This is a genomic window from Anoxybacillus sp. FSL W8-1294, from assembly GCF_037965005.1.
In the GTDB taxonomy this organism is placed as follows: domain Bacteria; phylum Bacillota; class Bacilli; order Bacillales; family Anoxybacillaceae; genus Anoxybacillus; species Anoxybacillus flavithermus_G.
In genome coordinates this window covers 1,413,373-1,437,238 of record NZ_CP150179.1, presented here as the reverse complement: position 1 = coordinate 1,437,238, position 23,866 = coordinate 1,413,373, and the positions used below count along the sequence as shown (strand labels likewise).

Genomic DNA, 23,866 nt, shown 5'->3' with positions numbered 1-23,866 from the left:
CTCGCTCTTAAAACTTCGTTTGATAATGTTCAATTTCCCAAGTATGAACAGCTGTCCGATAGCTATCCCATTCATTCTTTTTCATCGCTACGTATTCGTTAAATACGTGATCTCCTAATGTATGACGGCCAATTGTGCCATTTTCTAGTTCTTCAATCGCTTTCCCTAAACTACCTGGAAGGTTTTCAATACGAAGCTCTTTACGACGTTCATTCGTCATATGGAAAATATCTTCGTCGATTGGTGCTGGACAAGTGAGTTCTTTTTCTACACCATCAAGCCCTGCCTCAGCAATAACTGCAAATGCTAAATACGGATTGGCAGATGGATCTGGACAACGAAGCTCAACGCGTGTTGCCAATCCTCGTTTTGCAGGGATGCGAATTAATGCGGAGCGATTTGACGCCGACCAAGCAATATAGCATGGAGCCTCGTATCCTGGCACAAGACGTTTGTATGAGTTTACAAGTGGATTGGTAATGGCAGCGAAACTTTTCACATGACGTAATAAGCCAGCAATAAACTGATATGCTGTTTCAGATAACTGATTGTCGTCAGTCGGATCAAAAAACGCATTTTCTCCATCTTTAAATAAAGAAATATTTACGTGCATTCCCGAACCGTTAATACCAAAAATCGGCTTTGGCATAAACGTAGCATGCAATCCGTATTTTTTAGCAATCGTTTTTACAACCCATTTGTATGTTGTGGCGTTGTCAGCAGCACCTAACGCATCGGCATATTTGAAATTAATTTCATGTTGACCCTCAGCAACTTCATGGTGTGAGGCCTCGACTGTAAATCCCATTGCTTTTAACGCACGATAAATATCTAAGCGGACACGTTCTCCAAGATCTTTTGGAGATGGCTCAAAATAGCCACCGCTATCTTGTGGTTTTGTTGTTGGGTTTCCGTTTTCATCCGTTTCAAATAAGAAGAACTCTAACTCAGGACCGACGGAGATCGTGTATCCTTTTTGCTTTGCGCGTTCCACCGTTTTTTTCAATACGTTACGCGGGTCTCCTTCGAATAATGTTCCGTCGGGATTGACGACAGAACAGAGAAAACGCGCCTCCGCGTATCCATTCTCTACTGTCCAAGGCAATACAGCGAATGTTTGTAAATCAGGGAGTAAATATAAGTCCGAACGATTGATCGGTGAGAATCCTTTAATCGATGATCCGTCGAACATTATTTTTCCTTCTACTACATCATCTAGTTGCTCCGCTGTAACTGTGACATGTTTTAAAATCCCTTCAATATCAACAAACTGCAAATGTAATAGTTCAACATGTTTTTGCTTTATCACTTCTTTAATTTGTTCAAGTGTCGAAGTGTTTGTTTGTTCAGAAACAAGCAATTTACTCATGTTACATTACCTCACATTCTTATGTATAGTTTTATAACATGAGTTTATTATATGGAATCATTGTTCTTTTTTCAATAGTTTTTTATCAAATTTTCTGTATTTTTATTTAAAAAAGGACACGCTTCCTATGAGCGTGTCCGAATAAACAAAAACGACGGAAACCCTACCTCTCTTCCGTCCTTGCAGCTCCGAAGCTGCGCCAGTGAGAATTTGTTTTGTTGCATATAAAAACGGGATCTCACGAAAAGCGAGACCCCGTACGTTTGACGATTTATGCTTTTTGGACGTTTGCCGCTTGCGGCCCACGATTGCCATTCACGATGTCAAATGTTACTTTTTCGCCTTCTTCCAACGTTTTGAATCCAGTACTTTGGATCGCTGTGAAGTGAACGAATACGTCTGTACCTCCGTCCGTCTCAATGAATCCAAAACCTTTCTCTGCATTAAACCATTTTACTTTACCTGTGTTCATGTGAAATTCCTCCAAAACAATTTTAAAAATTGACCACCGTTTCATTACTCGTAAAACAAAAGCTGCACTTCTGTCAAGTCCTTATAAGATGAACCCGACAAAGGTGCAGCTTATAACGATCATTGATATAACGAACTAAATGGTACTTCTTAAGTATATAGGCTTAAAAAGAAAATGTCAAATGTTTTTTTTATTTTTCTTTCCATTTGATGCTGCAACCGATGCTTGGCTTTTGTTCTTTCGGAACAGGTTCCCCTAACAGCAATGCGTCCAGAGCTGAACGAATGGAGGAACCAGTCACTGGAATTCCATTACTTGGACGTGAATCATCGAGTTGACCGCGGTAAACACATTTCAATTCACTGTCAAATATATAAAAATCCGGTGTGCATGCAGCTTGATATGCTTTTGCGACTTCTTGTGTTTCATCAAATAAATATGGAAACGGATATCCGAGTTGTTCGGCTACTTCTTTCATTTTTTCTGGAGAATCGTCTGGATATTTTTCTACATCGTTTGAATTGATCGCAATAAACGAAATGCCCTTTGGCTGATAATCATTAGCCAAACGAACAAGTTCTTCTTGAACATGTTTAACAAACGGACAATGGTTACAAATAAACATGATTACTGTCGCGATATCCGACTTGACATCTTCTAGTCGGACGATTTGTCCGTCAATCACGTTGACAAGTTCAAACGATGGTGCTTTCTCTCCTAACGGAAACATATTTGATTCAACAGCTGGCATACAAATCACCCTTTCTTTTCCTCGTTCATTTACTATTATATAGTAAAATGTATAAATAGGAAAAATAAGCGAGCTTAAGCCCGCTTATTTTTTTATTAGCTGTCCGCGTGTAACTCCAAGTTGATTGATGGCCTTTAATGTTCGCCATACACTTGTGCCACTCCGCTTGCCCTCGAGCGCCTCTCGATATAATGTGATGACCTCTTTCACTTTTTCGGCGGGCTCTTCTAAAAATTCAACACGATATGAATGAACACCAAGGGATAAAAAATTCGGAATGTATTCTGCCCCCGATTGTTCGATTGCATTGTACACTGTATTTCGGCAACCAATATCAACGCGGACAGGATGAAGCATGCCAATTCGATCACGTAAAGATACACGATGCTTTTCGCACGGGCGACCACAGTTTGTAAAATCAGTTCCTTCGCTTAAAAATGTACAATATACACAATGTTCAGTATGAAACATTGGTAAATGTTGATGAATGACAATTTCGATATGTTCTGTTGGTGCCGCCTCAAGTAAATCAATCATCTGTTGAATGTTTAAATCGTATGAAGGTGTAATTCGATCGAGTCCTCGCTCTAGAAACAATCGTGCAGATAGATGGTTTGAAATGTTAAGCGAAAAGTCTCCAATTAGCTGTTGTTGCACCGATTGACTTGTATAATACTGTACTGCACCTAAACTACGAACTAAAATAGCGTCTGGTTCAGCCTTTAAAATCCCTCTCAAAATTCCATTTTCTCCAGGCATATGAATACGTGGGGTAGCTAGGGCAATTGGTTTATTTGCCGACCGTGCTATCTCGACAGCTTTCGGATAGTCGGTTGTAAACTCAAAATCTGCATATACCATGTCTACATCTGTATGGCATGCGACTTCTACCTGCTCCATTGTACGGCAAAGAGCCATCAAGGCAGGGGTTGTAGTTCGTTGCTTTTGTCGATAGGGGGATGTCAAATCCACTGTTTGTTTTATATACAACCGTGGTTGTTGACGTTTCTCAATGAGCTGTTCAACCGCTTTTCTTCTCATTTGGTTTAATTCTTTAACCGGAAGAATGACGTCACCATTCATATGCATATCAACGTCTTTTAGCTCAAAAATAGTCCCACCTAATCTGCCAAACTGTTCTTTTATAAAATCTAACGTTAATGGCCGTTTTTGCGCAACATTTAACATTTGTTCGGATTGAACGACGACTTCATTCCCTGTTGTTTCGTCACGCCACGTTGAAACAAGCGGCTTCCCTGCTTCGCCATATACATGTACAGTCACCGGAAACAACTGATATGGTCGCTCCGTTTCAAATGTTTTACGCAGGCGGCGATCAAGCTCTTGGTCACTCGTTTTCCAAATGCGATCTCCGACATGTACACGTGTTAAATTGACATCATGCCGGCCGGGGATTATTTCAACAAGACCTTTTTCCACTTCACCTTCGATTTTTTTACCATGTTTCCTCAAGTCATATACCCGTCCGCCTTCTTCTTTTTCTTCTGGACGTCCTGCGTCGAATACAATTCCATCACCGCGCTTTAATGGAGCTTGTAGATCGCATAGCACCCCATCTTTTAATACTTTTTTGACCGTCCCTAGAAATACACCTCGGCTTTTCGGAAAAGTTCCATCAACGAGCTGCTTATTGTTCGTTCCTTTTAAAAAGCCATGTGTAAATCCACGGCTAAAGCTTTGTTGTAGCTCACGTATTTCTTCTTTTGAAGGGGTGTAATAACGTCCTGCTAAATATTCATCAATTGCTTTTCGATATTTGTTCACGACGTTAGCTACATATTCTGGTGATTTTAATCGCCCTTCAATTTTAAACGTATTTACACCAGCCTCGATAAGTTCTGGAACAAGATCAAGCGCTGCTAAATCTTTTGGAGAAAGTAAGTAAGCGACGTTTCCCATTTCTTTTTGTTCGCCGTCAACGATTAAATCATATGGAAGACGGCATGCTTGTGCACACTCGCCGCGGTTAGCCGAACGTCCTCCCCACATTTCTGACGTTAAACATTGTCCGGAATACGATACGCAAAGTGCCCCATGGACGAACACTTCTAATGGCACGTTTGTTTTCTCAGCAATTTTTTGAATATGAGATAAATTATTTTCCCGACCGAGAACAACAACTTCCAAGTGATAAGGCTTTAAAAATTCAACCGCTTCCGGCGATGTAACTGTCATTTGTGTCGATCCGTGAATCGGAAAGTCGGGTGATATGTCTCGAATAAGTTTAACAAGACCTAAATCTTGTACAATGAGCGCATCCACCCCGGCATTTATACATGCTTCAACTAACTGTTTTGCTTCTTGTAATTCATTTTCAAACACTAAAATATTAAAAGTGACATATCCGCGAACATGGTATTTATGCAAATAAGCCATGACATCGTTTAACTCTTCCATACGGAAATTTTTCGCCCGTACACGCGCATTATATTTATCGACACCAAAATAAACCGCATCTGCTCCGTTTGCGACAGCTGCACGAAGACAGTCCCAATCTCCTGCTGGCGCCAATAATTCAATTTGTCTCACAACTAGTCAACCTCTCTATTTTTTATCATGGACAACAATATATTACCGAATATACGTGGCTTTTGCCAACAACGAAAAAAAGACCTGAGCACTCAGGTCTTCAATGAAGGAATGGAGGGATAAAATGTTTAGTAAATGACTGTATGTCGGCATATCCACTTTTATAGTAGGTAACGACAATATAATCCGCACGTTCATCCCAACCAGCCATTTGCATACATTGTTCTATTTTTGTTTTATCTTTTACGACGATTCCCTCGGCTCGTTCAATCATGTCATCTGTCCACTCATATGTTTTCAACCGTTTTGTGTTTTTAATTATTTTCACTTCGCTCACGTCTTCTACTGTCGCCCGTGCTTGCTGCAATAAACCGCGCTGCTGCAACCATTCATCTACGAGATGATACGACTTTTTCCACTTGATCATAGTTTCCTCGGTTATTCCTTTTTGTTTTTCATACGTGACGGTAATTGCTCCCCATTCTCGATTCCATGCGATTGGATCAAATGTTTCATCTACCAACTGACGCTGTAGTATGTGTAAAAACGATTCGATCTCCTCACGATCACGCAATCGAACGGCTTTCCCTCCTAAATTAGAATCTATTCGTACTTGTAAAACGTTTTTGAAATCATTTATACGCAAAATTGGATAGTGATTTTTCTTAAACTCAAGCGAATGAAAAATAGGTTTGTAAAACTGATTATATACTTCTAATGGTACAGCATATTGACGAACAATCCGTTTTCCGTTTTTCAAGTCATAACCAATGACAACATGTTTAGTATTTTCAGTTTGCAATTTTTGCTGCTTCATTAACTGCTGATGGAACAAATAAATGTGCTCGATGTTGTCTCTTTCGTAGAAAAACGCATTCTCCCTGTTTTCATTATCATTTTCAAAATAGTATATATCATCACCAAAATATGCTCGTTCAATGTCATTTAACGGGGGTTGGTATTTCCCAAAACCAAATAAGTCAAATGCAAATAATAAACTGACAACGGCAATAAAACCTATATATTGAACGTATGCTTTCCAATGCGTGAACACGCGCCATGTTTTTTCTAAAATGATACGGGCAATGAAGTAGCCGATCAATGAAGCAAATACATATCCAAAAATGATCCAAGTTATTCGTTGTTGCATCTCCCCGAAATATGCTCCACCGACAAGCATGACACAAAATGTAAAACCATATGTGAATACGGAGCGGAGCGGACGAAAAGCGATCGCATCTGTTGCTGCTTCAACATGTCGTTTTTTGTATAGCCATACACTCAATACATAAAATATAAAAGCGAGCACAATATATATATATATTTCGATTGGTTGAATAGGTTTTGATTCCCAGGTCAATGCCCGAATAAAAGGCGCGATTTTGTCAATGTTATAGGATAAATAATATTCATATGCAAAACCGTGTAAAAAATATTTCAAGTTAAACATAAGTAAAACGAATATTCCTGCTGAGAAGAAAAACAGAACATAAGCAAACACGCCTTGTAGCATGGACATGCCAGTAAACATCCCAACAAACACCGTTCCGGAAAATAATAATACATTCATTGCCAGCGTACCTGTAAACCAAATGGCTATATGCTTCAGTGAATATAGCGAAACAGGAAGAAGCGGTTTCATGATTATTAAACATCCCGCAATCATTGCGACGGGCACAGTAAGAATGATCATCGCAGTAACAATATGCTGAAGAAACAGTGCCTCACGTTTAACTGGCAGACTATGAATGTAATCTGCAGACAATCTCACTTGCATATAGCGAAATAAAAAGATGGCAAGCAACACAGGAAGTGTGAACATAAGGGAAAACTGAATTATACTTCCGATATCAAATATGCGACCCGTCTGATGATGCATAAGCCAATTTTCATCTTCAGTCATCATAAAAATATGGATAGGTAGTGCAAAAAGAAGGCCGACGAAATAAACAAGTGCAACCCATCCGACGTTGCGAACAATTTGACTAAAAATTCCCCGATTAAACAAGAATGTTTTCAATGGCATATCCTCTTTCCCCCAGTTCATAAATAAAAATTTCTTCTAACGTTAGTGGCAATAAATCAAATAAAATGGGCTCATACTTGTGAATATGCGCGCTGATTTGTTCCTCTTCTCCACGAATGATACAAAGAAGGACGCTACCGCGACGTTCTTGATAAACAACATCCAAATGTTGAAGGAAAGTAGAAGGAGGTTGACCGTGAAACGCCACTTGCACTTTATGGATGTTTGTTTTCAAATTGTCTAATTCTTTTTCGATAATGAGTGAGCCATTATGCAAAATGCCGATACGGTCACACAAATCTTCTACTTCAAATAAGTTATGCGAAGAAATAATGACGGTCATTTCTCTATCTGCTACGTCTTGAAATAAAATGTTTTTCACTTTTTGCCTCATGACAGCATCTAGTCCGTCGAGCGGCTCGTCTAAAACGAGTACATCAGGCATCGCTGAAAATGTTAACCAAAAGGCGACTTGGCGCTGCATCCCTTTGGACATACGGTGTATTTTTTGGTTTATGTCAATAGGAAATAGCTCTTTCATTTCGTGAAAACGTTTTCTGTTCCATTTTGGATATATATGACGATAAAAATCGGCCATTTGTCGGATTGTTGTATGCGGAAAAAAATAAAGTGCATCAGGTAAAAAAATGAGCCGTTCTTTCTGTTTGATGTTTTCAAAAATCGGTTCACCATCAACGGTGATTGACCCTCTGTCTTGTTTATAAATACCTGCTATCATTTTCATTAGTGTTGTTTTTCCAGCACCATTTGATCCGAGTAACCCATATATTGATCCTTTTGGGACGGAAAATGTCACATCTTTGATCGCCTCTAACCCCCCAAACCGCTTGCTTACATGATTAATTTGAATCATGTTCCTCTCCTCCTCGTATCGCACGTTCTGCGCGTTCAACAATTGAAAAAATTTGTTCTTTTTTTAATCCGATATAGAATGCTTCCTGACATAGTTTCAACATATTTTCTTCTAGTTGCTTGACTTTTTCACTGTAAACAGCCTCTTTTTTATTAGCAACAAAACTTCCTTTCCCTGGAATAGAGTAAATATACCCTTCTCTTTCTAATTCTCGATACGCCTTTTGAATTGTATTTGGGTTAATCGTTAACTGTTTAGCTAGCAAGCGAACAGATGGTAGTTGCTCGTTCGGTTTCAGCACACCATGAATAATCATTTCTTTCATTTTCTCGATAAGCTGCTCGTAAATTGGTTTTCGACTTCGTAAATCCAGATCAAACATGACGCCCTCCCTTCCTTTCCTGTACTAACTGTTATATCTGTATTATATTACATAATACGGTTTATGTAAATATTAATATTTCTAAAAAAATAAAAAAGCCGCCAAAATGACAGGCTTTTTTTATTTATGGCTATGTCCATTTTGATGACTATCTTGTTGCATATTGTCGTTATGACCATGACCTTGTCCATCTTCCTTGTTTTGCATCATCTGTTTCTTTTTCATATAACGTTCGTGGGCGACCTTATCAACAGCTTCCCATGATACGATCATCGCGCCCGGTTGTTCACTTACAAACTTGTCAGCATCTTCTTTTTTGGCAAAAAACGCATATCCATAGTTCATTGGTGTTTTAATATCAGCTTTCACAACTGTCGCATTTTGTAATTCAATCCATTCTAACGTATTGTAGTCGCGTACATATTTTTTTGCAGCTTCGCTGTGGTCTCTTTCATAGTTGAATAAACATCCGATATCATCAAAAAACAAGACGTCACCGTTTTCAGTTGCTGATTTGGCTGTAAATTTACCGAGCTCATGTTCTTTTGGATATACTTTCATGTTGCAAAATACACACACTGTATTTTCGTCTGGTTCCGCCATCGCAGCTTTCATAAACACGTCTTCTTGCACGGTCTTTTCTACTTCTCTGTTTTGCTCAACTTGTTTCGTCTCTTCTTGATTATCTCCTGCTTGATTGTTGTTGCATCCTGTCAATGCGAAAATAAAGAGCACTACCAATAAAATCATCCATTTTTTCATTGAAAAAATCCCCCTCTTCATTCAATCCGTAGTTCAATGTACTATATATTTGTGAAGTTTGTTTGAAACAAATGTGTTAAAAATGAAAAAAAGCGGTGCTATACCGCTTTTTCTGTAAAATAGTGCTTATAGTATCCGCCAACTTTTCCACGGTTATCAACAATGAAATAAAAATCGTCTGTTTCGTTTTTTACTTCATATTCTTTACCTGGAGTTAATACATTGTGAACAATGTACTTTTCCGCGTTCGTATGATTACATACAACTGTTTTTATCGTTGGACGTTCATGCCAGCTCAAATGAATCATGAGCGATGCCTCCTTCAAGAACCTTTATATTTATTTAAAAATTTAGCGAGTTCATGTAGTGCTTGCAATACTGCAAAATGTTTATCGTTCCCGCTTGCCTGCGCGGTGGCCACATCCTTAAATTTGGCGTGCGCTTCATACGTTCCATTTTTTTTGTATACATCTACTCGTACAGTTCCCCTTGGGTGCGGAACGATAAAAAACTCCATTCGTTTCATTTTCTCTCCCCACCTTTAACATCAAACGTGTATTTAATTTAATAATAGTAGAAAATGTATACGTTTAAAAGCATTATTTCATACAAAAAACTACCTTTTAATCAAGACGATGAATGGTGTAACCAGATTCGATTAACACATGTTGAATTTGATCAATATGCTCCCTATTTTTTGTTTCAAGGGAAAAACGTATTTCGGCTTGTCCTGGGAGAACGTTTGTTCCCATTCGTTGATGATCAATGGACATGACATTAGCTTCTAAATCGGAGATAATGCGCAACAATTTATTTAGTTGTCCCGGTTTGTCTGAAATGACTGTTGAAAATGTAACAAAGCGTCCAGATTCAACAAGTCCCCGTTCGATAATGCGTGAAATGAGCGTTACATAGACATTCCCCCCGCTTAAAATGGCTACAATGTTTTTTCCTTCAAGCGGAATTTTTTTGTACAATAAAGCAGCTAATGAACAAGCCGCTGATCCTTCAACGAGCAATTTATTTCGCTCGAGTAAATATAGCATTGTTCGTGAAATATCTGTTTCTTCCACACAAACAATATCATCCACATATTTTTGTATGTATGAGAACGTTAAATCTCCAATTCGTTTAACAGCGATCCCGTCTGCAATTGTATTTGATGGAGTAATCATAACGGGTTGATTATATTGTTTAGCCGCTGTGGTGCTTGCACAAGCAGCAGATTCAACGCCATATATGCGGATAGTAGGCTTTTTTTGTTTCATAGCAATAGCTAATCCTGCAAGTAACCCACCACCACCAACAGGGCAAACGACTGCATCAATATGGTCAAGCTGGTCAAATAATTCTAAACCAATTGTACCTTGTCCAGCAATAACGGTTGGGTCATCAAACGGATGAACGAATGTTGCACCTGTTTCTTGCTGAAGCTTTCGGGCATATTCTAACGATTCGTCAAATACATCACCGTGTAGAATAACGTTTGCGCCATAACTTTGTGTCGCTTGAATTTTACTTAATGGCGCCCCCTTCGGCATGACAATGGTACATGGTATTCCGATCATGCTGCTAGAATAAGCTACCCCTTGTGCATGATTTCCCGCTGAAGCTGCAATTACCCCACGCCTTTTCTCTTCTTTGCTCAATGAAATGATTTTATTGTACGATCCTCGAACTTTAAATGAACCTGTTTTCTGTAAGTTTTCTAATTTCATGTACACTCGATTATTTGATAGTCGACTAAACGTTTGTGAAAATTCAAGAGGAGTTTTGTGAACAACTGTTTTCATTCGTTGTTGCGCTTCGTATATGTGTTGTAGCGTGATCAATTCATCTCATCCTCCTTTGCGTCTTTTTCATTATATGTTATTTGATCATAAACAAGCAAATTGCCTATTTTCTTTCTTTGATTTTTAATTGATTATTTAGAACATAGTTCTATTATTTAAATTTGGGCAAAAAAAAAGCTATGCATATTGCACAGCTCACAACCCCGCTGATTGTTGAAGACGTCTTGCAATTTCGAGAAAATCCTCGTATGAAATTCCTGGGGCAAATGTTTCCTCGACTGATTCCAAATCGGGGATCGGCGCTCCCGCTGGTGTTCCTTGAATCACTTCGAGCTGTCCCCCATCAAGCGGATGCGTTCCTTTCCAAATTTGCTTTACGTCTTGATAATCATGTTCACTAAATGTGTACAACTTCCGATGCCATCCTTGCTGTTCGTATTTACGTGCTACATCAAATTTATCATTGCTTAAGTTAGGAATTGGCAACATTTTTGTCACATCAACACCTGTGACAATTTGAAGTGCTTTCGCATAAGCGGTAATGTGCACTCCTCCACGCACAAGTAAATAACCAATCATTTCTCTTGCGACAGGATGATCGGTCATCTCATATACTCTCATTTTATGTGTACGGGCACCACATTCTAAGAAAAAATTGTGCAGCAAATCTAAAACTAAGTTCCCGCTGTTGAAGACGTAATCCCCTGACCACGATTTTCCCATTGAATCCCCTGGTAAAGCAGTTTGTGCTGTCGCGATAAAATGGTACGTATTTCGTTTATCTACCCCGCTTTGCATCGGAGTAACATCCGGATCCCCTTCAAACGTTGTTCCCGTCAAACATAGATTAATCGCCGTTGTAACGAGTTCGACATGACCTAATTCCTCTGCTGTAATACTTGCAACTAAATCATAAAAAGGTTTTAATTTTTTCTTTTCACGAAAGTTGAACGACTGAAACAAATAATTATTTAACGTTGACATTTCCCCGAATCTTCCGCCGAGCAACTCTTGTACTGCTGCGGCAGCATTTGCATCCGCGTACGTAGATTTCGGCAATTCAATCTGCAGTTTGTTCACTCTTGTAAACATTGCACTCCCCCTCTTATTTTGGCATAATCCAAATGATTTGCTGAATGCGAACAAAAAAGAGGGTATCGCTACTTTTTAATACAATGTGATCTGGTTTTACATCTTGAATTATGCCTTGCATATTTCCACGTACCGTTTCGATTACTACTTCCCTTCCTTTAATCGTTTGTAACGTTTGATAAACATAAGGGTCGATGAAAGCCATAAATTGCGGTGTCATTTTCCTCCCCCTTTCTAACTTTTCCTTTCCAGTTTATTCACTCGTATTTGTGTTTATTACATTTTTTATTTAGAACATAGTTTTATAAAAAATAAAATACATACTAGCTGATTTATTTGTTTTACGATAAACTTCAACATAGAAATAGTGAAACAAGGGGTTAGAACGATGGAAACTCATGAGCAATTAAAACGAAAAATAAACGATCTTGAAGAAGAAGTGAAATTATATAAACGTTTTATCGAACACATTCCTTTCCCATTTTCGTACGTCGATCACGAAATAGGAAAGATGTTGAAAAAGGAAAATGATATATCTACTCCGATCGTCGAAAGAATAAAAAAAAATGAGCGACAAAAACCAATAATACAATGGAAAATGAATTTACAAAAAGATTATCCATTTGAACAAGTTGAACAATTTTTAGCGCCTATTTTTGATCTTGTTTCCCATCATATCGTTTTTGTTGATGCGAACGGAATCATTACATTATGTAACTTACAGGCAGCGAACGACATTGGCGTCAATCGGGATGAAATCATTGGAAAACATATTCGGGAGTTGTTAAACATTCCTGACGAACAGATTATGACGCTAAAAACACTGCGGACAAAACAACCGCTTTACAATTGTGAAGTGCTTGATCGGTACTATGGCATTATTAATACACGTATTTTATACAATGAAGATGGATCAATTAAACGCGTCATTAGTATGTTTCAATCGCTTAATCAAATGAAAGAAGCTGAAAAATTAGCGATCGCTGGGCGAATTGCTGCCGGGATTGCGCATGAAATTCGAAATCCGTTAACTACCGTAAGAGGATATTTACAGTTTTTGAAAGAGCAACTACCTGAACATATTGTCACACTCATCGAACAACTGTTAATTCCCGAACTCGATCGAGCAAACGATATTATTACAGACTTTTTAAACGTTGCAAAACCAAACGAAATGAAAATAGAGTGGATTGGCATAAACGAATTTATTCAAAACGATTTAGATCTTTTATTACGAAGCGAAGCCCTTCTTCACAATGTAGAGCTTTCATACGATCTAGATGAAAAACTACAACATCGTGGTGTTTATATTGACAAAAATCAACTGATGCAGGTGTTTATTAACTTATTGCGCAATGCGATTGAAGCAAAAACAGAAAAGTCATTGAATGTACACATTCAAACAACTCTGCACAATGACCTTGTTCAAATTTACGTCCGCGACAATGGACCTGGCATCCCTCCTACAATTATTCATCACATCTTTGATCCGTTTTTTTCGACGAAACAAACGGGAACAGGTCTCGGTCTATCTTTGTCGCGAAAAATTATTGAACTTCATAAAGGTTCAATGCGTGTTCAAAGCGAAGTCGGTCGTGGTTCATGTTTTATTATTGAACTACCTGCTTATTCAAAAAAATGATGTGTTATAATATCGTCTGTCTATATTTTTACACGTATTTTTGGAGGGAAAAATGAAAGAAACATATACGTTAAAAGAAAAAATAAAACAGTTCTTACATATACTAATTCCTGTTTTTCTTGCCCAAATCAGCTTATATATGATGAATTTTTTTGATGTCATGATGACGGGAAAATATCGCGCAATTGATTTAGCTGGTGTAGCCATTGGTTCAAACATTTGGGTTGCTCTATTCACAGGAGTTGGAGGGGTGTTAACTGGTTTAACTCCGATCGTCGCCCAAGCATTCGGAGCAAAAGATAGTGAACGCATTACTCGAACGGTAGAACAAGCAATATACTTAGCGATCACCTTTGCCTTCTTTGTACTTGCAATCATTTATTATCTCGTTCCTTTTTTACTGCAACATATGCCGATCGAACATGATGTGCAAGTTGTTGCTTATGAATATTTGAAAGCATTATGTATTGGCATTATCCCAATTTTTATTTATTACGTTCTCCGCTCCTTTATGGATGCCCTCGGTCAAACAAAGGTTACAATGATGTTAACGTTATGCTCACTCCCTTTAAACGTTTTACTAAACGATATATTCATTTTCGGACGATGGGGTATCCCCGCATTCGGGGGAGTCGGTGCAGGATATGCCACAAGCATCACGTATTGTTGCTTGTTACTATGTGCGTTTTTGCTCGTTCGCTTTCGTAAACCTTTTTCAACGTACAATATACTTAAGAAATTTCATCCGATCTCGTTATCCATTTGGAAGCAATTAATTTTGATCGGTACACCTATTGGACTAGCGATCTTTTTTGAAACGAGTATTTTTTCTGCTGTCACGTTGTTAATGAGTCAATTTGGAACAACGGCAATCGCCGCTCATCAAGCAGCATTAAATTTCGGTTCACTTTTATATATGATTCCACTAAGCATTTCGCTTACTTTAACAATTATTGTTGGTTTTGAAGTAGGTGCTAGTCGCTCAGAACATGCCAAACGTTATTGTATCATCGGCATTTCATCTGCTGTAATGATGGCTATTGTTGCCTCTATCGTTCTACTATTATTTCGTGAACCGATCGCTTTCCTATATACGAATGATGAACACGTTTTGCAATGGACGAAGCAGTTCTTGTTATATGTTTTATTTTTTCAATTCTCAGATGCCGTTGCCGCTCCGATCCAAGGAGCGTTACGTGGTTATAAAGATGTTCGTTTCCCATTTTTCATTGCGCTCGTGTCGTATTGGTTCGTCGGTTTGCCTGTCGGATATATATTCGCTCATTATACAACTGCTGGACCGTTTGGATATTGGATCGGTCTTATTACCGGTTTAGCCTCAGGTGCCATATTGTTATTCGTACGGTTACGACAAAAATGGAAACATATATAAAAGCAAGAGGGAGCCCCCTCTTGCTTTTTAGCACCAAGCTGCACCGACGATAATAAGCAAGATAAAAAGTACGACGATGAGCACAAATGTTTTTCCGTATCCTGGATAACCATATCCATATCCATAGCCATATCCGTACATGATGCATTTCCTCCTTTATCGTTTAATTAATATCCCCAGCCACCAATATAAGCACTACCAACAATGATTAACAATATAAACAATACAACAATTAACGCGAAACCACCGCCGTGATGATGTCCTCCACTCATCTTCTGACACCTCCTTCTTGTACTAACAACCTATTCAACGACTAGGGAAAACGTTATGGTTTTTGAAAAAATGGGTAAAAAAACGCCTGTCTCACCGACAGACGTTATGCGTTTAATGATTTTTCTCTTCGTTTCTCCCATGTGCTTGAAAGTGAAAATAAAAGCAAAGCCGTCCAAATACAACCAAATGCATACATGTGAGCGTTTGTAAACGGCTCGTGAAACAAAAACACACCAAGAAGTAAACTTAACGTTGGTGAAATATATTGCAAAAATCCTAAAAAGGTTAACGAAATATGCTGAGCCCCCTTGGCAAAATATAAAAGGGGCAAGGCAGTCGCTGGACCAGCCCCTACAAGCAATAACATCGTTGCAAACGAAAAAGAAGCAACGTTTAGCTGTCCAAACGAGTGTATAATGAATATGAGCGCAAAAGGAGTCACAACCATCGTCTCAACAGTCAAACCAATTGTTGCGTCAATCGAAATCACTTTTTTCACAAGACTATATAGCGCAAAGCTACAGGCAAGTGAAAGCGCAACCCATGGGATTTTTCCATATTCAATCGTCATAAGTAAAACTCCAGCAGCTGCTAGAATAAACGATACTGCCTGCCATTTGTAAAGACGCTCTTTTAATACAACGATACCTAACAATACGTTTAACAATGGATTCATATAATATCCTAAACTTGCTTCAACCATATGATTATGGTTGACAGCCCATATGTAAATAAACCAATTAACGCTAATAAGTAGCGATGCAACGATTAAAGCGATGGCACGCTTTTTTTCTCGCCATAACAATCGACATGTATGCAAAAATGTAGACCAATTTTTTTGAACGATCAACAACGCAATCATAAAAAAAAATGAAGCAACAATACGATAAGATAAAATTTCCTTCGCCTCGATATATTCGAGTAATTTCCAATACAAAGGCAATATTCCCCACAATACATAAGCGAGCAGGGCATAGATCGTGCCGAGTTTTCTATTTTCCATTTTGCAGCTCCTTCCTTCATCTCAATCCTCATGCTCATACGGCTCGATATGCACATGAGCATAAACAACGCCATATTTTTGTTCAAGCAAACGCTCAACTTGATCCGCAATGTCGTGACTTGTTACAACATTTAAATGCGGGGCGACACAAATAATAACGTCTATGACAACATCATTGCCATACATTCTCCCCTTAATATCTACCACCTGCTCCACGCCGTTAATATGCTCAATGTCCTGTTTATACTTTTGTAGCGTTTTGTCATCAAACCCATCCGTCAACATATGAGACGCCTCTTTAAAAATGCCCCATGCGGTCTTGCAAATGATAAATCCAATAACAAAAGCGGTGACAGGGTCGAGCCAACGCATCTGTAACTGGGCACCTATCACACCAACAATGGTTCCTACACTAACAAGTACATCGGACAAATGATCTTTGGCAGCAGCGGCAAGCGCTTGGCTATTTGTGACGATAGCTAAACGCTTATTGAACATATATACAGCAAACATAAATACGGCTGAAACGCCAGCCGTCCATACTGCTACTAAATCCGGCTTTACATACTCCCCTTCCTTCAACGTTTGCACGGCGTTTACTAATACGTCTAATCCGATAGACATCATAATAAACGCTGCGATTAAAGAAGAAATATGTTCTGCACGCGAATGGCCATACGGATGGTTATCATCACGAGGTTTTTTTGCGATGAGTAATCCGATTAAAATGGCGATAGAAGCAAGAATATCAGTAAAATTATTCCACCCATCTGCTTTTAATGCTTCAGAACTTGACATATATCCGACGTACAACTTAGTTAAAGATAAAACAATATAAGCACCAATACTTACCCATGCCCCTATCTCAGGCTTCATTTGTGTCATATGCTCCACCAACTTCTCAATCATTTTTGCGTTAACATTGTACCAAGCGTACATCGTGTGGGTCTATAGCAACAAAATTGGTTCATTGAAGAACAGTAGGAAACATGCAATAACATTGCCTTTAACCAAATTTACTGTTGACGTCTAATAAAAAAATGTGATAAAGTGTTTGATGTTTCATCACTCTACCAATTTGTATGAAACTTGGGCTTAGTCCGATGGCAACGATTGCGATTATTGGTGCTGCTGGTGCACTTGGTGATGCTGGATCACCTGCCTCTGATAGCACACTCGGCCCAACATCGGGTTTAAATGTTGATGGTCAACATCACCATATTTGGGATACATGTGTTCCAACATTTATTCACTACAATATTCCCGTTATTATTTTCGCATGGATCGCAGCAATTGTGTTATAAAAAGGGAGCTACTTTCAAACAGTAGCTCCCTTTTTGTCGAAATTTCGGCGCACATTCCGACATTTTTTTTAAACGAAATATGTTAATGTATTGTAAAGTATATTTCGAAATTGTAAATACGCTCGAAGGAGGAATGATAACGATGATTTCGCAATTTATCGACCAAACAGAGGCAGCAATCCTTCGCTTTTCTGTCTCCTTATTGACAGAAATTGAGTTAAAAATTATGAAAAAACAAATTATTTCACAACACCAGGCGATGAAATACGCTAAACATCAAATTGATTTATTCGTTAAACAAATGCATTTCCGTCAAGCACTAAGTGCAGTATATCGGTCAGAAATATACATTTATATTTCTACAAAACTTGCTCGTGTGTTTGAACAATATCGTGTATTCAAATGTGTATAACTTTATATTTTCTTTACAATTTGAAAATATTCCTCTAGCGTGATTTGTTTTTCATAAATAATTTTGGCTGCCTTCACGCCGACATAACGCAAATGCCAAGGCTCGTATTGATATTTTGTAATATGCTCTTTTCCTTTCGGATAGCGAATAATAAAACCAAATTCATGCGCATGCTCAGCTACCCACTTTCCTTCTCGCGTGTCACCAAAAGCAGGGGTAATGGTATATTGAACACTCGGACTTGTAATATCCATCGCTAATCCGGTTTGATGTTCACTTTTCCCAGGCATCGCAACAGCAACGACGGCCTTTTCTTCTCCTAATCGTTGAACTTCAAATGTAAACAACTGTTGTTGCCGTTCATACGAACGATAGCCAGATACAGCATATAACAAAACTTGTTGTTGTTTCGCTGCTGTAAACATCGATTCTAACGCTTTTGCAGCTTCTGCACGCATGTGTCGTTTTTCAACATCCGTTTCTTTAAATGTAAACGGAACATTTGGAACAACTAAGTCAGCCGGCTTATAGTCAGCAGGTAATTGCTGCTCCTTATTTACTAAAGCTAGTATATTATCTGGATTTATGATGACTTTTACCCCATTTTGCACTTCGATTTGATTCCAAAATCTCTCTTCAAGTACAAGCTCTTCTTGTTCCTTCGTTTCAGAAGATGGTATCGGTGCTTCAGAAGATGGCTCTTCAACTTGTACGGGGGGTTTAGACGGTTTTTGTTCAGGTTCAAGTGATCCAAAGGATTGACAGCCACTAGTTATTATCAAAAAACAACATAACCATTTTTTCATCTTTTTCTCCCTCACGAATAGAAGAAAGCTCCGCGAGGAAAATGATTCGCAGGAGCTTTCTTTATTTTTTAGTTTATTGGCGAATCGCTGTTTCAAGAGCAACTTCGATCATTTCGTTAAATGTTGTTTGGCGCTCTTCAGCCGTTGTCTCTTCCCCTGTTAAAATGTGATCGCTTACTGTTAATACCGATAATGCTTTTCTGCCAAATTTAGCGGCTAATGTATAAAGCGCTGTTGTTTCCATCTCTACAGCCAGTACACCGTATCGTGCTAGTTTTTCAAATTGTGCATTTTCATTATAAAACATGTCCGCCGTAAATACACTACCAACTTTTAATTGTAATCCTTTTTCTTTTCCAATTTCATACGCTGTTTTCAACAAGTCAAAGTTAGCCGTTGGAGCGTAATCAATCCCTCCAAATGTCATGCGATTCATCTGAGAATCTGTTGAAGATGCCATTGCTAAAATGACATCACGAACTTTGACATCTTTCTGGATCGCCCCACATGTTCCGACGCGAATTAATGTTTGAACGTTGTAGCTTTGCATCAGTTCAGTAATATAGATAGAGATAGACGGAACCCCCATCCCTGTTCCTTGAACGGAAATACGATGCCCTTTATATGTACCGGTAAATCCAAGCATTCCGCGAACTTGGTTATAGCAAGTAGCTCCCTCTAAAAACGTTTCAGCGATATATTTTGCGCGAAGTGGATCTCCTGGAAGTAAAATTTTATCTGCAATCTCGTGTTCTTTTGCTCCAATATGAACACTCATATGTATCCTCCTTTAATCTTTATCGTTGCATATATACTATACCACACTCCTATATTTCACTAAAACATTGTTTTTCATGTATAAAAAAAGAGGGGATTCCCCCTTTACGACATTTTGCGAAAATACTTCGGTTTCACGTATAAAACCTTTTTATCTTCACTTACAACATATTTTTTCTTCGCTTGCTCATAATGTTCATATATTAAATAACAAACAACATAAATTGGTAACATCGCTTCTAAAGACGCTAAATAAATGAGGTAAAATGGGTGCTCGCTTGTTTCAAACATCCCACTAAACACATAGTAAGCGCTTGCAATAACCACGTTAGTGAAGCTAATGTTTGCCAAATGAAGGAAGAAAATTTTCTTTCTCCACCCAATGAGCCGCTCTAATTCGAATTTAATAAACAAGGAACAAAAAATCGCGACAATCCCGACGATGGAAGAAATCATAAATGCAAACATCGTTTTTCCCACCCTGTATGTATATTTTTTATGATGTTGTCGATGTTAATGGATGTAACTACACGTAAAGGAGGTTTCCAATTGGGAAAAAAACATCGTAACCGCATCAATAGCCCAAAGAAAAATAACCATGTTCCGAAAGAAACATTGATCGCTGAAGCTGAAGCACACGATAAAGAGTACAATGCTGATAAACGAAAAAAATAATCCCCTTGCACGCACAAGGGGAATTTTTTATCATACTCTAACCTTGTGCTCATTGTCTATATACAATATAGCACAATTTTGTGAACATTTAAAGACATTTTTTAACGCACATGCATACGGTGAATACGCTCCCATCCATCTGGGCTTAAGCGATAAAAAAATTGTCCATATCTTCCTTCGTCAATGAGCAAGATGTCGCCTGTCCCTACATAGCGTGCATCATAATCTTTCGGCACTAGATCAGGAACGTTAAATATTCGATAAACTTCTGCTAATACGTCATCGTGATCTTCTCCGTTTACTGTTAAGCGATATACTTGCCGATACCCTTTTATTTGACCAAATTGTGGGGTTTGAAAAAGCGTTACATCATAACATTGCGTTGATTTTAATATTTTCTCCATAAACATCCGAATCACCAATATCCACTCCCTTTTTTCTTTTTGTAACTATTAGCGATTCGTTTTGTCGATTCCTTTTGCGTTTTTTTACTATTTTTGTCGAATATATATAAAAATTCCGACATAATAAAAAGATTGGGAATCCCCAATCTTTTTAAGTTTTAAGCGTATCGGCGAATGAGTGAAGCAAGATCTGTTTGTAATGTGTGCATATGTTGTTCACGGATTGTGATGCGAATAAATGTTTCATCTAAATCAAGCGCCTCTGCAAATAATCCAGCTAACCCACGCGCTCGTCGATCGACTTGTATAAGCAATTCACATTCATCTAGCGCATGTGGGAAAAAGATGATTTCTACTTCATCCAACTTCCCGCGAAATTCCCCGCTAATCGGTACAAATTCAAATTCTTGAACAAAAGGGAGTCGTTTACGGACATGGTAGGCAGCTTCTTTGCACTCGGCTTCTTTTAAGCGGAAGCCTAAGTTTTCCACCACACGAAATACTTCGTTCATCATCCGATTAGGTTGAACACGAATGTAATCTTCATCTGTCGGATCGACAGCATTTTTTATGTCAAGTCCTGTGTGTAACCACACTCTTGTTTTTCCAACTGTAATTGGTGTGTCAAGCGGAAGGGGAAAAGAAAATGGAAATTCTTTCTTTTCTCCAGCACGAATTTTGAATGATTGGGCGATTTTCCATTTTTCAATAATTGCTTGCTTCGTTACTTTGCGATCATCTACTTCTTTTGTGTATGTAGCGCAGAGAGATAAATATATATCATCAATTTGTTGTTCTATATTTCCTCCCGTTACCTCTACAACCCCAGTCACACTTTCACCGAGCAATAAATGTGACTCATGCAACTTTGTATCTACTTTCGCCGCACCAATCCCAATACTCGCTAAAACTTTATTAAACAGACCCATAAAAACCCTCCTCTTATTTATCAGTACACTATGTTGTACGAATAAAAAAAGAAAATGTTTCAAATTTCAAGCAAAAAACGACGGGACATCCGCCGTTTTATTCATCAATTACTTCCTCATCAATAATACTTTTTTCGATCAAATAATCAAACATAATATCTGCTATTTCTTCCATTTCACGCTCTGTTGGGACAAACCCTCGCCGAACAAGTTCATTGTAAAAGAACTCCGCAATTTCCTCCGTATCGATCACAACTTCAATTTCTTTCACAACATCGCCCCCTTTGTATTATGTTATGAAAAAATGATCCATTTATGTCAGCCGTTTTTATGTATATTTACCGCTATGTACACATACGTTGAAGGTAAAAAGGAACGGAGGGCAAGCTTATGAACGAACGAATCGATCGATGGATGGAAACGATCACGAATGTATTATTCTATATCATACTCCTTTTCTGTATTCCTTATTTCATATACGTATTATCGCAATGCATATAATTTCATCCTATTTCGCGCAGGAGACTCCCACTTCAACGAACAAAGGGAGTAAGTGGGAGAGGAATGCGCGTTCCCTCTTTCTTTTGTGTATGATATAATAGAGGCGTGGAGAAAACCGTTTAATAAAGGCACTCCAGTAACTGCTACTCGATGTATGGAGTTGGTTACAGGAAACGTTGTAACCGTAAAACATCGAGCGTGGGTCCGTCTGTTGTGTGTGGAAGCCAAGTACTGCCAACAGACATGCCGAGAGAATCGGTAACGATGCGGGCATGACCTGCGTCGTTGGGTAGTCGTCAACCTGCCCCTGATGCAACCCCAAGTCAAGGAAGGAGGACAAAGTCCGTTTGCACTTCTGGGGAGTTGCAAGCCCCCACTTCAAGCGTTAGCTAAGTGGGGGTAGTTGACTCGCGTCGTCTCCGTCGGGTAAACTTTTTTAATTGCTCAATGATTTGTTCCATCATCTGTTCGTACTGTTCATCACCAAATCGTTCGTACAACCACTTGTAATCGTTATAAATATCTAGTAAACCGTCAATAATCTCTTTTTCTTCTTGTTTTCGACGCAATCGCTCGTTTTCAAATTTTCGAGATATCACATGAACTTCACTCCAATGTTGAGCATCGTAATTAGTAATAGTATATGTACAGATAAAAAAGCCGACACACAACGTCGGCTTTTTTATCTCGCATAAGATGCTGGGGCAAAATCAATATCAAATCCTAAATCTTCAAGCATTTGAAAATCAGCATGTTTTTCTTGTCCGGCAGTCGTTAAGTAATCGCCAACAAAAATGGAGTTCGCAGCATACAAGCCGAGTGGTTGCAAACTACGTAAGTTTACTTCTCTCCCTCCAGAAATACGAATTTCTTTCGTAGGGTTAATGTATCGAAATAATGCTAATACTTTTAAGCAGTAACGCGGGTGTAGTTCTTTTGTCCCCTCTAACGGCGTTCCATCAATCGCATGAAGGAAATTTACAGGGATCGAATCCGCGTCTAACGCTTTTAAACTTCTCGCCATTGCGATTACATCTTGTTTTGTTTCTTTCATACCGATAATCACCCCTGAACACGGAGACATCCCTGCTTCCTTGACCGTTTCTACCGTACGTACCCGATCATCGTATGTATGGGAAGTCGTAATATGAGGATGATGTTCCTTTGACGTATTAATATTATGATTGTAGCGATCTACACCTGCTTCTTTTAAGCGCAACGCTTGTTCTGGCTTTAGTATTCCTAAACAGGCACATACTTTTAAGCCGTACGTTTCTTTAATTTCTTTAACCGCAGATACAACGATATCAATTTCTTTATCGCTCGGTCCTCTTCCGCTTGCAACGATGCAGTATGTTCCTATTTTGCCCTCATACGCCCGCTTTGCACCTTGCAAAATTGTCTCTTTGTTTACCATTTTATATGTCGGAATCGGGGCTGTTGATATAGAAGATTGGGAACAATATCCGCAATTTTCCGGACACAATCCCGACTTTGCATTCATAATCATATTTAATTTCACTTTATTTCCGTAGTACGTTTTACGGATGCGATAAGCACCTTGCAACAATAGCAATAGCTCATCATCGGGACAATTTAATATTGCAAGCGCCTCATCATCTGTAATGTCTCCCCCATCTAACACACGATTTGCTAATAGTAACCAATCCATTATT

Annotated in this window: 29 protein-coding genes and 1 pseudogene; 5 read left to right on the top strand and 25 right to left on the bottom strand. The window is 38.6% G+C overall.

Annotated elements, in window-relative coordinates; all coding sequences use genetic code 11:
* Positions 1–7 precede the first annotated feature (7 nt).
* From glnA to NSQ23_RS07585, 13 genes are all read right to left on the bottom strand, one after another.
* Entirely contained in the window at positions 8–1,369 is a 1,362-nt protein-coding gene (gene glnA, locus NSQ23_RS07645; protein ID WP_064221403.1) for a type I glutamate--ammonia ligase, read from the bottom strand.
* 271 nt (positions 1,370–1,640) lie between these two features.
* Entirely contained in the window at positions 1,641–1,841 is a 201-nt protein-coding gene (locus NSQ23_RS07640) for a cold-shock protein (RefSeq protein WP_004890380.1), read from the bottom strand.
* 190 nt (positions 1,842–2,031) lie between these two features.
* Positions 2,032–2,592, bottom strand: a complete 561-nt coding sequence (locus tag NSQ23_RS07635; RefSeq protein ID WP_339174152.1) for a thioredoxin family protein — start codon at positions 2,590–2,592, stop codon at positions 2,032–2,034.
* An 84-nt stretch (positions 2,593–2,676) separates the two neighbouring features.
* Positions 2,677–5,142 (bottom strand): DUF3656 domain-containing protein, encoded by a 2,466-nt coding sequence (locus NSQ23_RS07630; protein ID WP_192948450.1) that lies wholly within the window; start codon positions 5,140–5,142, stop codon positions 2,677–2,679.
* A gap of 100 nt (positions 5,143–5,242) precedes the next feature.
* Positions 5,243–7,168: a DUF6449 domain-containing protein gene (locus tag NSQ23_RS07625; protein ID WP_339174149.1), complete on the bottom strand. Its 1,926-nt coding sequence runs from the start codon at positions 7,166–7,168 to the stop codon at positions 5,243–5,245.
* The gene (locus tag NSQ23_RS07620) at positions 7,143–8,042 is read right to left on the bottom strand and encodes an ABC transporter ATP-binding protein (RefSeq protein ID WP_339174146.1); all 900 of its coding nucleotides are present in this window, start codon (positions 8,040–8,042) and stop codon (positions 7,143–7,145) included. The genes NSQ23_RS07625 and NSQ23_RS07620 overlap by 26 nt, the downstream gene beginning before the upstream one ends.
* A complete protein-coding gene (locus NSQ23_RS07615) occupies positions 8,029–8,424 on the bottom strand; it encodes a GntR family transcriptional regulator (RefSeq protein ID WP_004890367.1) in 396 nt (131 codons plus the stop codon). Before NSQ23_RS07615 ends, NSQ23_RS07620 begins: the two co-directional genes overlap by 14 nt.
* A gap of 120 nt (positions 8,425–8,544) precedes the next feature.
* Positions 8,545–9,186 (bottom strand): nitrous oxide reductase accessory protein NosL, encoded by a 642-nt coding sequence (locus NSQ23_RS07610; protein WP_004890365.1) that lies wholly within the window; start codon positions 9,184–9,186, stop codon positions 8,545–8,547.
* A gap of 98 nt (positions 9,187–9,284) precedes the next feature.
* Entirely contained in the window at positions 9,285–9,494 is a 210-nt protein-coding gene (locus NSQ23_RS07605) for a DUF6501 family protein (RefSeq protein ID WP_004890363.1), read from the bottom strand.
* A gap of 14 nt (positions 9,495–9,508) precedes the next feature.
* Entirely contained in the window at positions 9,509–9,712 is a 204-nt protein-coding gene (locus tag NSQ23_RS07600) for a hypothetical protein (RefSeq protein WP_003398692.1), read from the bottom strand.
* Between the two features lie 97 nt (positions 9,713–9,809).
* The gene (ilvA, locus tag NSQ23_RS07595) at positions 9,810–11,018 is read right to left on the bottom strand and encodes a threonine ammonia-lyase (RefSeq protein WP_339174141.1); all 1,209 of its coding nucleotides are present in this window, start codon (positions 11,016–11,018) and stop codon (positions 9,810–9,812) included.
* 156 nt (positions 11,019–11,174) lie between these two features.
* Complete coding sequence (locus NSQ23_RS07590) at positions 11,175–12,071, bottom strand: manganese catalase family protein (RefSeq protein ID WP_339174139.1); 897 nt, start codon at positions 12,069–12,071, stop codon at positions 11,175–11,177.
* A 13-nt stretch (positions 12,072–12,084) separates the two neighbouring features.
* Entirely contained in the window at positions 12,085–12,291 is a 207-nt protein-coding gene (locus NSQ23_RS07585) for a YuzF family protein (protein ID WP_003398689.1), read from the bottom strand.
* Between the two features lie 168 nt (positions 12,292–12,459).
* On the opposite strand from NSQ23_RS07585, the gene NSQ23_RS07580 reads away from it, so the two are divergent.
* Together NSQ23_RS07580 and NSQ23_RS07575 are read left to right on the top strand one after the other, a co-directional pair.
* Positions 12,460–13,713, top strand: a complete 1,254-nt coding sequence (locus NSQ23_RS07580) for an ATP-binding protein (protein WP_339174136.1) — start codon at positions 12,460–12,462, stop codon at positions 13,711–13,713.
* Positions 13,714–13,765: 52 nt separating this feature from the next.
* Positions 13,766–15,106: an MATE family efflux transporter gene (locus NSQ23_RS07575; RefSeq protein ID WP_339174133.1), complete on the top strand. Its 1,341-nt coding sequence runs from the start codon at positions 13,766–13,768 to the stop codon at positions 15,104–15,106.
* A gap of 27 nt (positions 15,107–15,133) precedes the next feature.
* Here the strand turns inward: NSQ23_RS07575 and NSQ23_RS07570 are convergent, their stop codons facing one another.
* From NSQ23_RS07570 to NSQ23_RS07555, 4 genes are all read right to left on the bottom strand, one after another.
* A complete protein-coding gene (locus NSQ23_RS07570; RefSeq protein ID WP_006318569.1) occupies positions 15,134–15,247 on the bottom strand; it encodes a YjcZ family sporulation protein in 114 nt (37 codons plus the stop codon).
* Positions 15,248–15,273: 26 nt separating this feature from the next.
* Positions 15,274–15,378, bottom strand: coding sequence for a YjcZ family sporulation protein (locus tag NSQ23_RS07565; RefSeq protein ID WP_021094060.1), 105 nt, complete (start codon positions 15,376–15,378; stop codon positions 15,274–15,276).
* Positions 15,379–15,482: 104 nt separating this feature from the next.
* Positions 15,483–16,382: an EamA family transporter RarD gene (gene rarD, locus NSQ23_RS07560; RefSeq protein WP_339174130.1), complete on the bottom strand. Its 900-nt coding sequence runs from the start codon at positions 16,380–16,382 to the stop codon at positions 15,483–15,485.
* Positions 16,383–16,403: 21 nt separating this feature from the next.
* On the bottom strand, positions 16,404–17,267 hold the full coding sequence (locus NSQ23_RS07555) for a cation diffusion facilitator family transporter (protein WP_035018641.1): 864 nt from the start codon (positions 17,265–17,267) through the stop codon (positions 16,404–16,406).
* Positions 17,268–17,452: 185 nt separating this feature from the next.
* Between NSQ23_RS07555 and NSQ23_RS07550 the strand changes: the two are divergent.
* Both NSQ23_RS07550 and NSQ23_RS07545 read left to right on the top strand, forming a co-directional pair.
* A pseudogene (locus NSQ23_RS07550) lies at positions 17,453–17,686 on the top strand (Na+/H+ antiporter NhaC family protein); the annotation flags it as partial.
* A 142-nt stretch (positions 17,687–17,828) separates the two neighbouring features.
* Positions 17,829–18,098, top strand: coding sequence for a hypothetical protein (locus NSQ23_RS07545; RefSeq protein ID WP_230456186.1), 270 nt, complete (start codon positions 17,829–17,831; stop codon positions 18,096–18,098).
* A 2-nt stretch (positions 18,099–18,100) separates the two neighbouring features.
* Here NSQ23_RS07545 and NSQ23_RS07540 read toward each other — a convergent pair whose 3' ends face one another.
* From NSQ23_RS07540 to NSQ23_RS07530, 3 genes are all read right to left on the bottom strand, one after another.
* On the bottom strand, positions 18,101–18,904 hold the full coding sequence (locus NSQ23_RS07540) for a M15 family metallopeptidase (protein WP_339174127.1): 804 nt from the start codon (positions 18,902–18,904) through the stop codon (positions 18,101–18,103).
* Positions 18,905–18,977: 73 nt separating this feature from the next.
* Positions 18,978–19,682, bottom strand: a complete 705-nt coding sequence (deoD, locus tag NSQ23_RS07535) for a purine-nucleoside phosphorylase (RefSeq protein WP_004890338.1) — start codon at positions 19,680–19,682, stop codon at positions 18,978–18,980.
* A 104-nt stretch (positions 19,683–19,786) separates the two neighbouring features.
* On the bottom strand, positions 19,787–20,149 hold the full coding sequence (locus NSQ23_RS07530; protein ID WP_339174123.1) for a hypothetical protein: 363 nt from the start codon (positions 20,147–20,149) through the stop codon (positions 19,787–19,789).
* 81 nt (positions 20,150–20,230) lie between these two features.
* Between NSQ23_RS07530 and NSQ23_RS07525 the strand changes: the two genes are divergently transcribed.
* Entirely contained in the window at positions 20,231–20,356 is a 126-nt protein-coding gene (locus NSQ23_RS07525) for a hypothetical protein (RefSeq protein ID WP_255707113.1), read from the top strand.
* Positions 20,357–20,457: 101 nt separating this feature from the next.
* Here the strand turns inward: NSQ23_RS07525 and NSQ23_RS07520 are convergent, their stop codons facing one another.
* From NSQ23_RS07520 to bioB, 5 genes are all read right to left on the bottom strand, one after another.
* Entirely contained in the window at positions 20,458–20,766 is a 309-nt protein-coding gene (locus NSQ23_RS07520; RefSeq protein ID WP_077428926.1) for a hypothetical protein, read from the bottom strand.
* Between the two features lie 152 nt (positions 20,767–20,918).
* Positions 20,919–21,689: a sporulation protein gene (locus tag NSQ23_RS07515; RefSeq protein WP_339174121.1), complete on the bottom strand. Its 771-nt coding sequence runs from the start codon at positions 21,687–21,689 to the stop codon at positions 20,919–20,921.
* 97 nt (positions 21,690–21,786) lie between these two features.
* Positions 21,787–21,960 (bottom strand): YozD family protein, encoded by a 174-nt coding sequence (locus NSQ23_RS07510; RefSeq protein ID WP_004890329.1) that lies wholly within the window; start codon positions 21,958–21,960, stop codon positions 21,787–21,789.
* 619 nt (positions 21,961–22,579) lie between these two features.
* Positions 22,580–22,789 (bottom strand): hypothetical protein, encoded by a 210-nt coding sequence (locus tag NSQ23_RS07505; protein WP_339174118.1) that lies wholly within the window; start codon positions 22,787–22,789, stop codon positions 22,580–22,582.
* A gap of 83 nt (positions 22,790–22,872) precedes the next feature.
* Positions 22,873–23,865, bottom strand: coding sequence for a biotin synthase BioB (gene bioB / locus NSQ23_RS07500; protein ID WP_339174333.1), 993 nt, complete (start codon positions 23,863–23,865; stop codon positions 22,873–22,875).
* Between the last annotated feature and the right edge of the window lies 1 nt (position 23,866).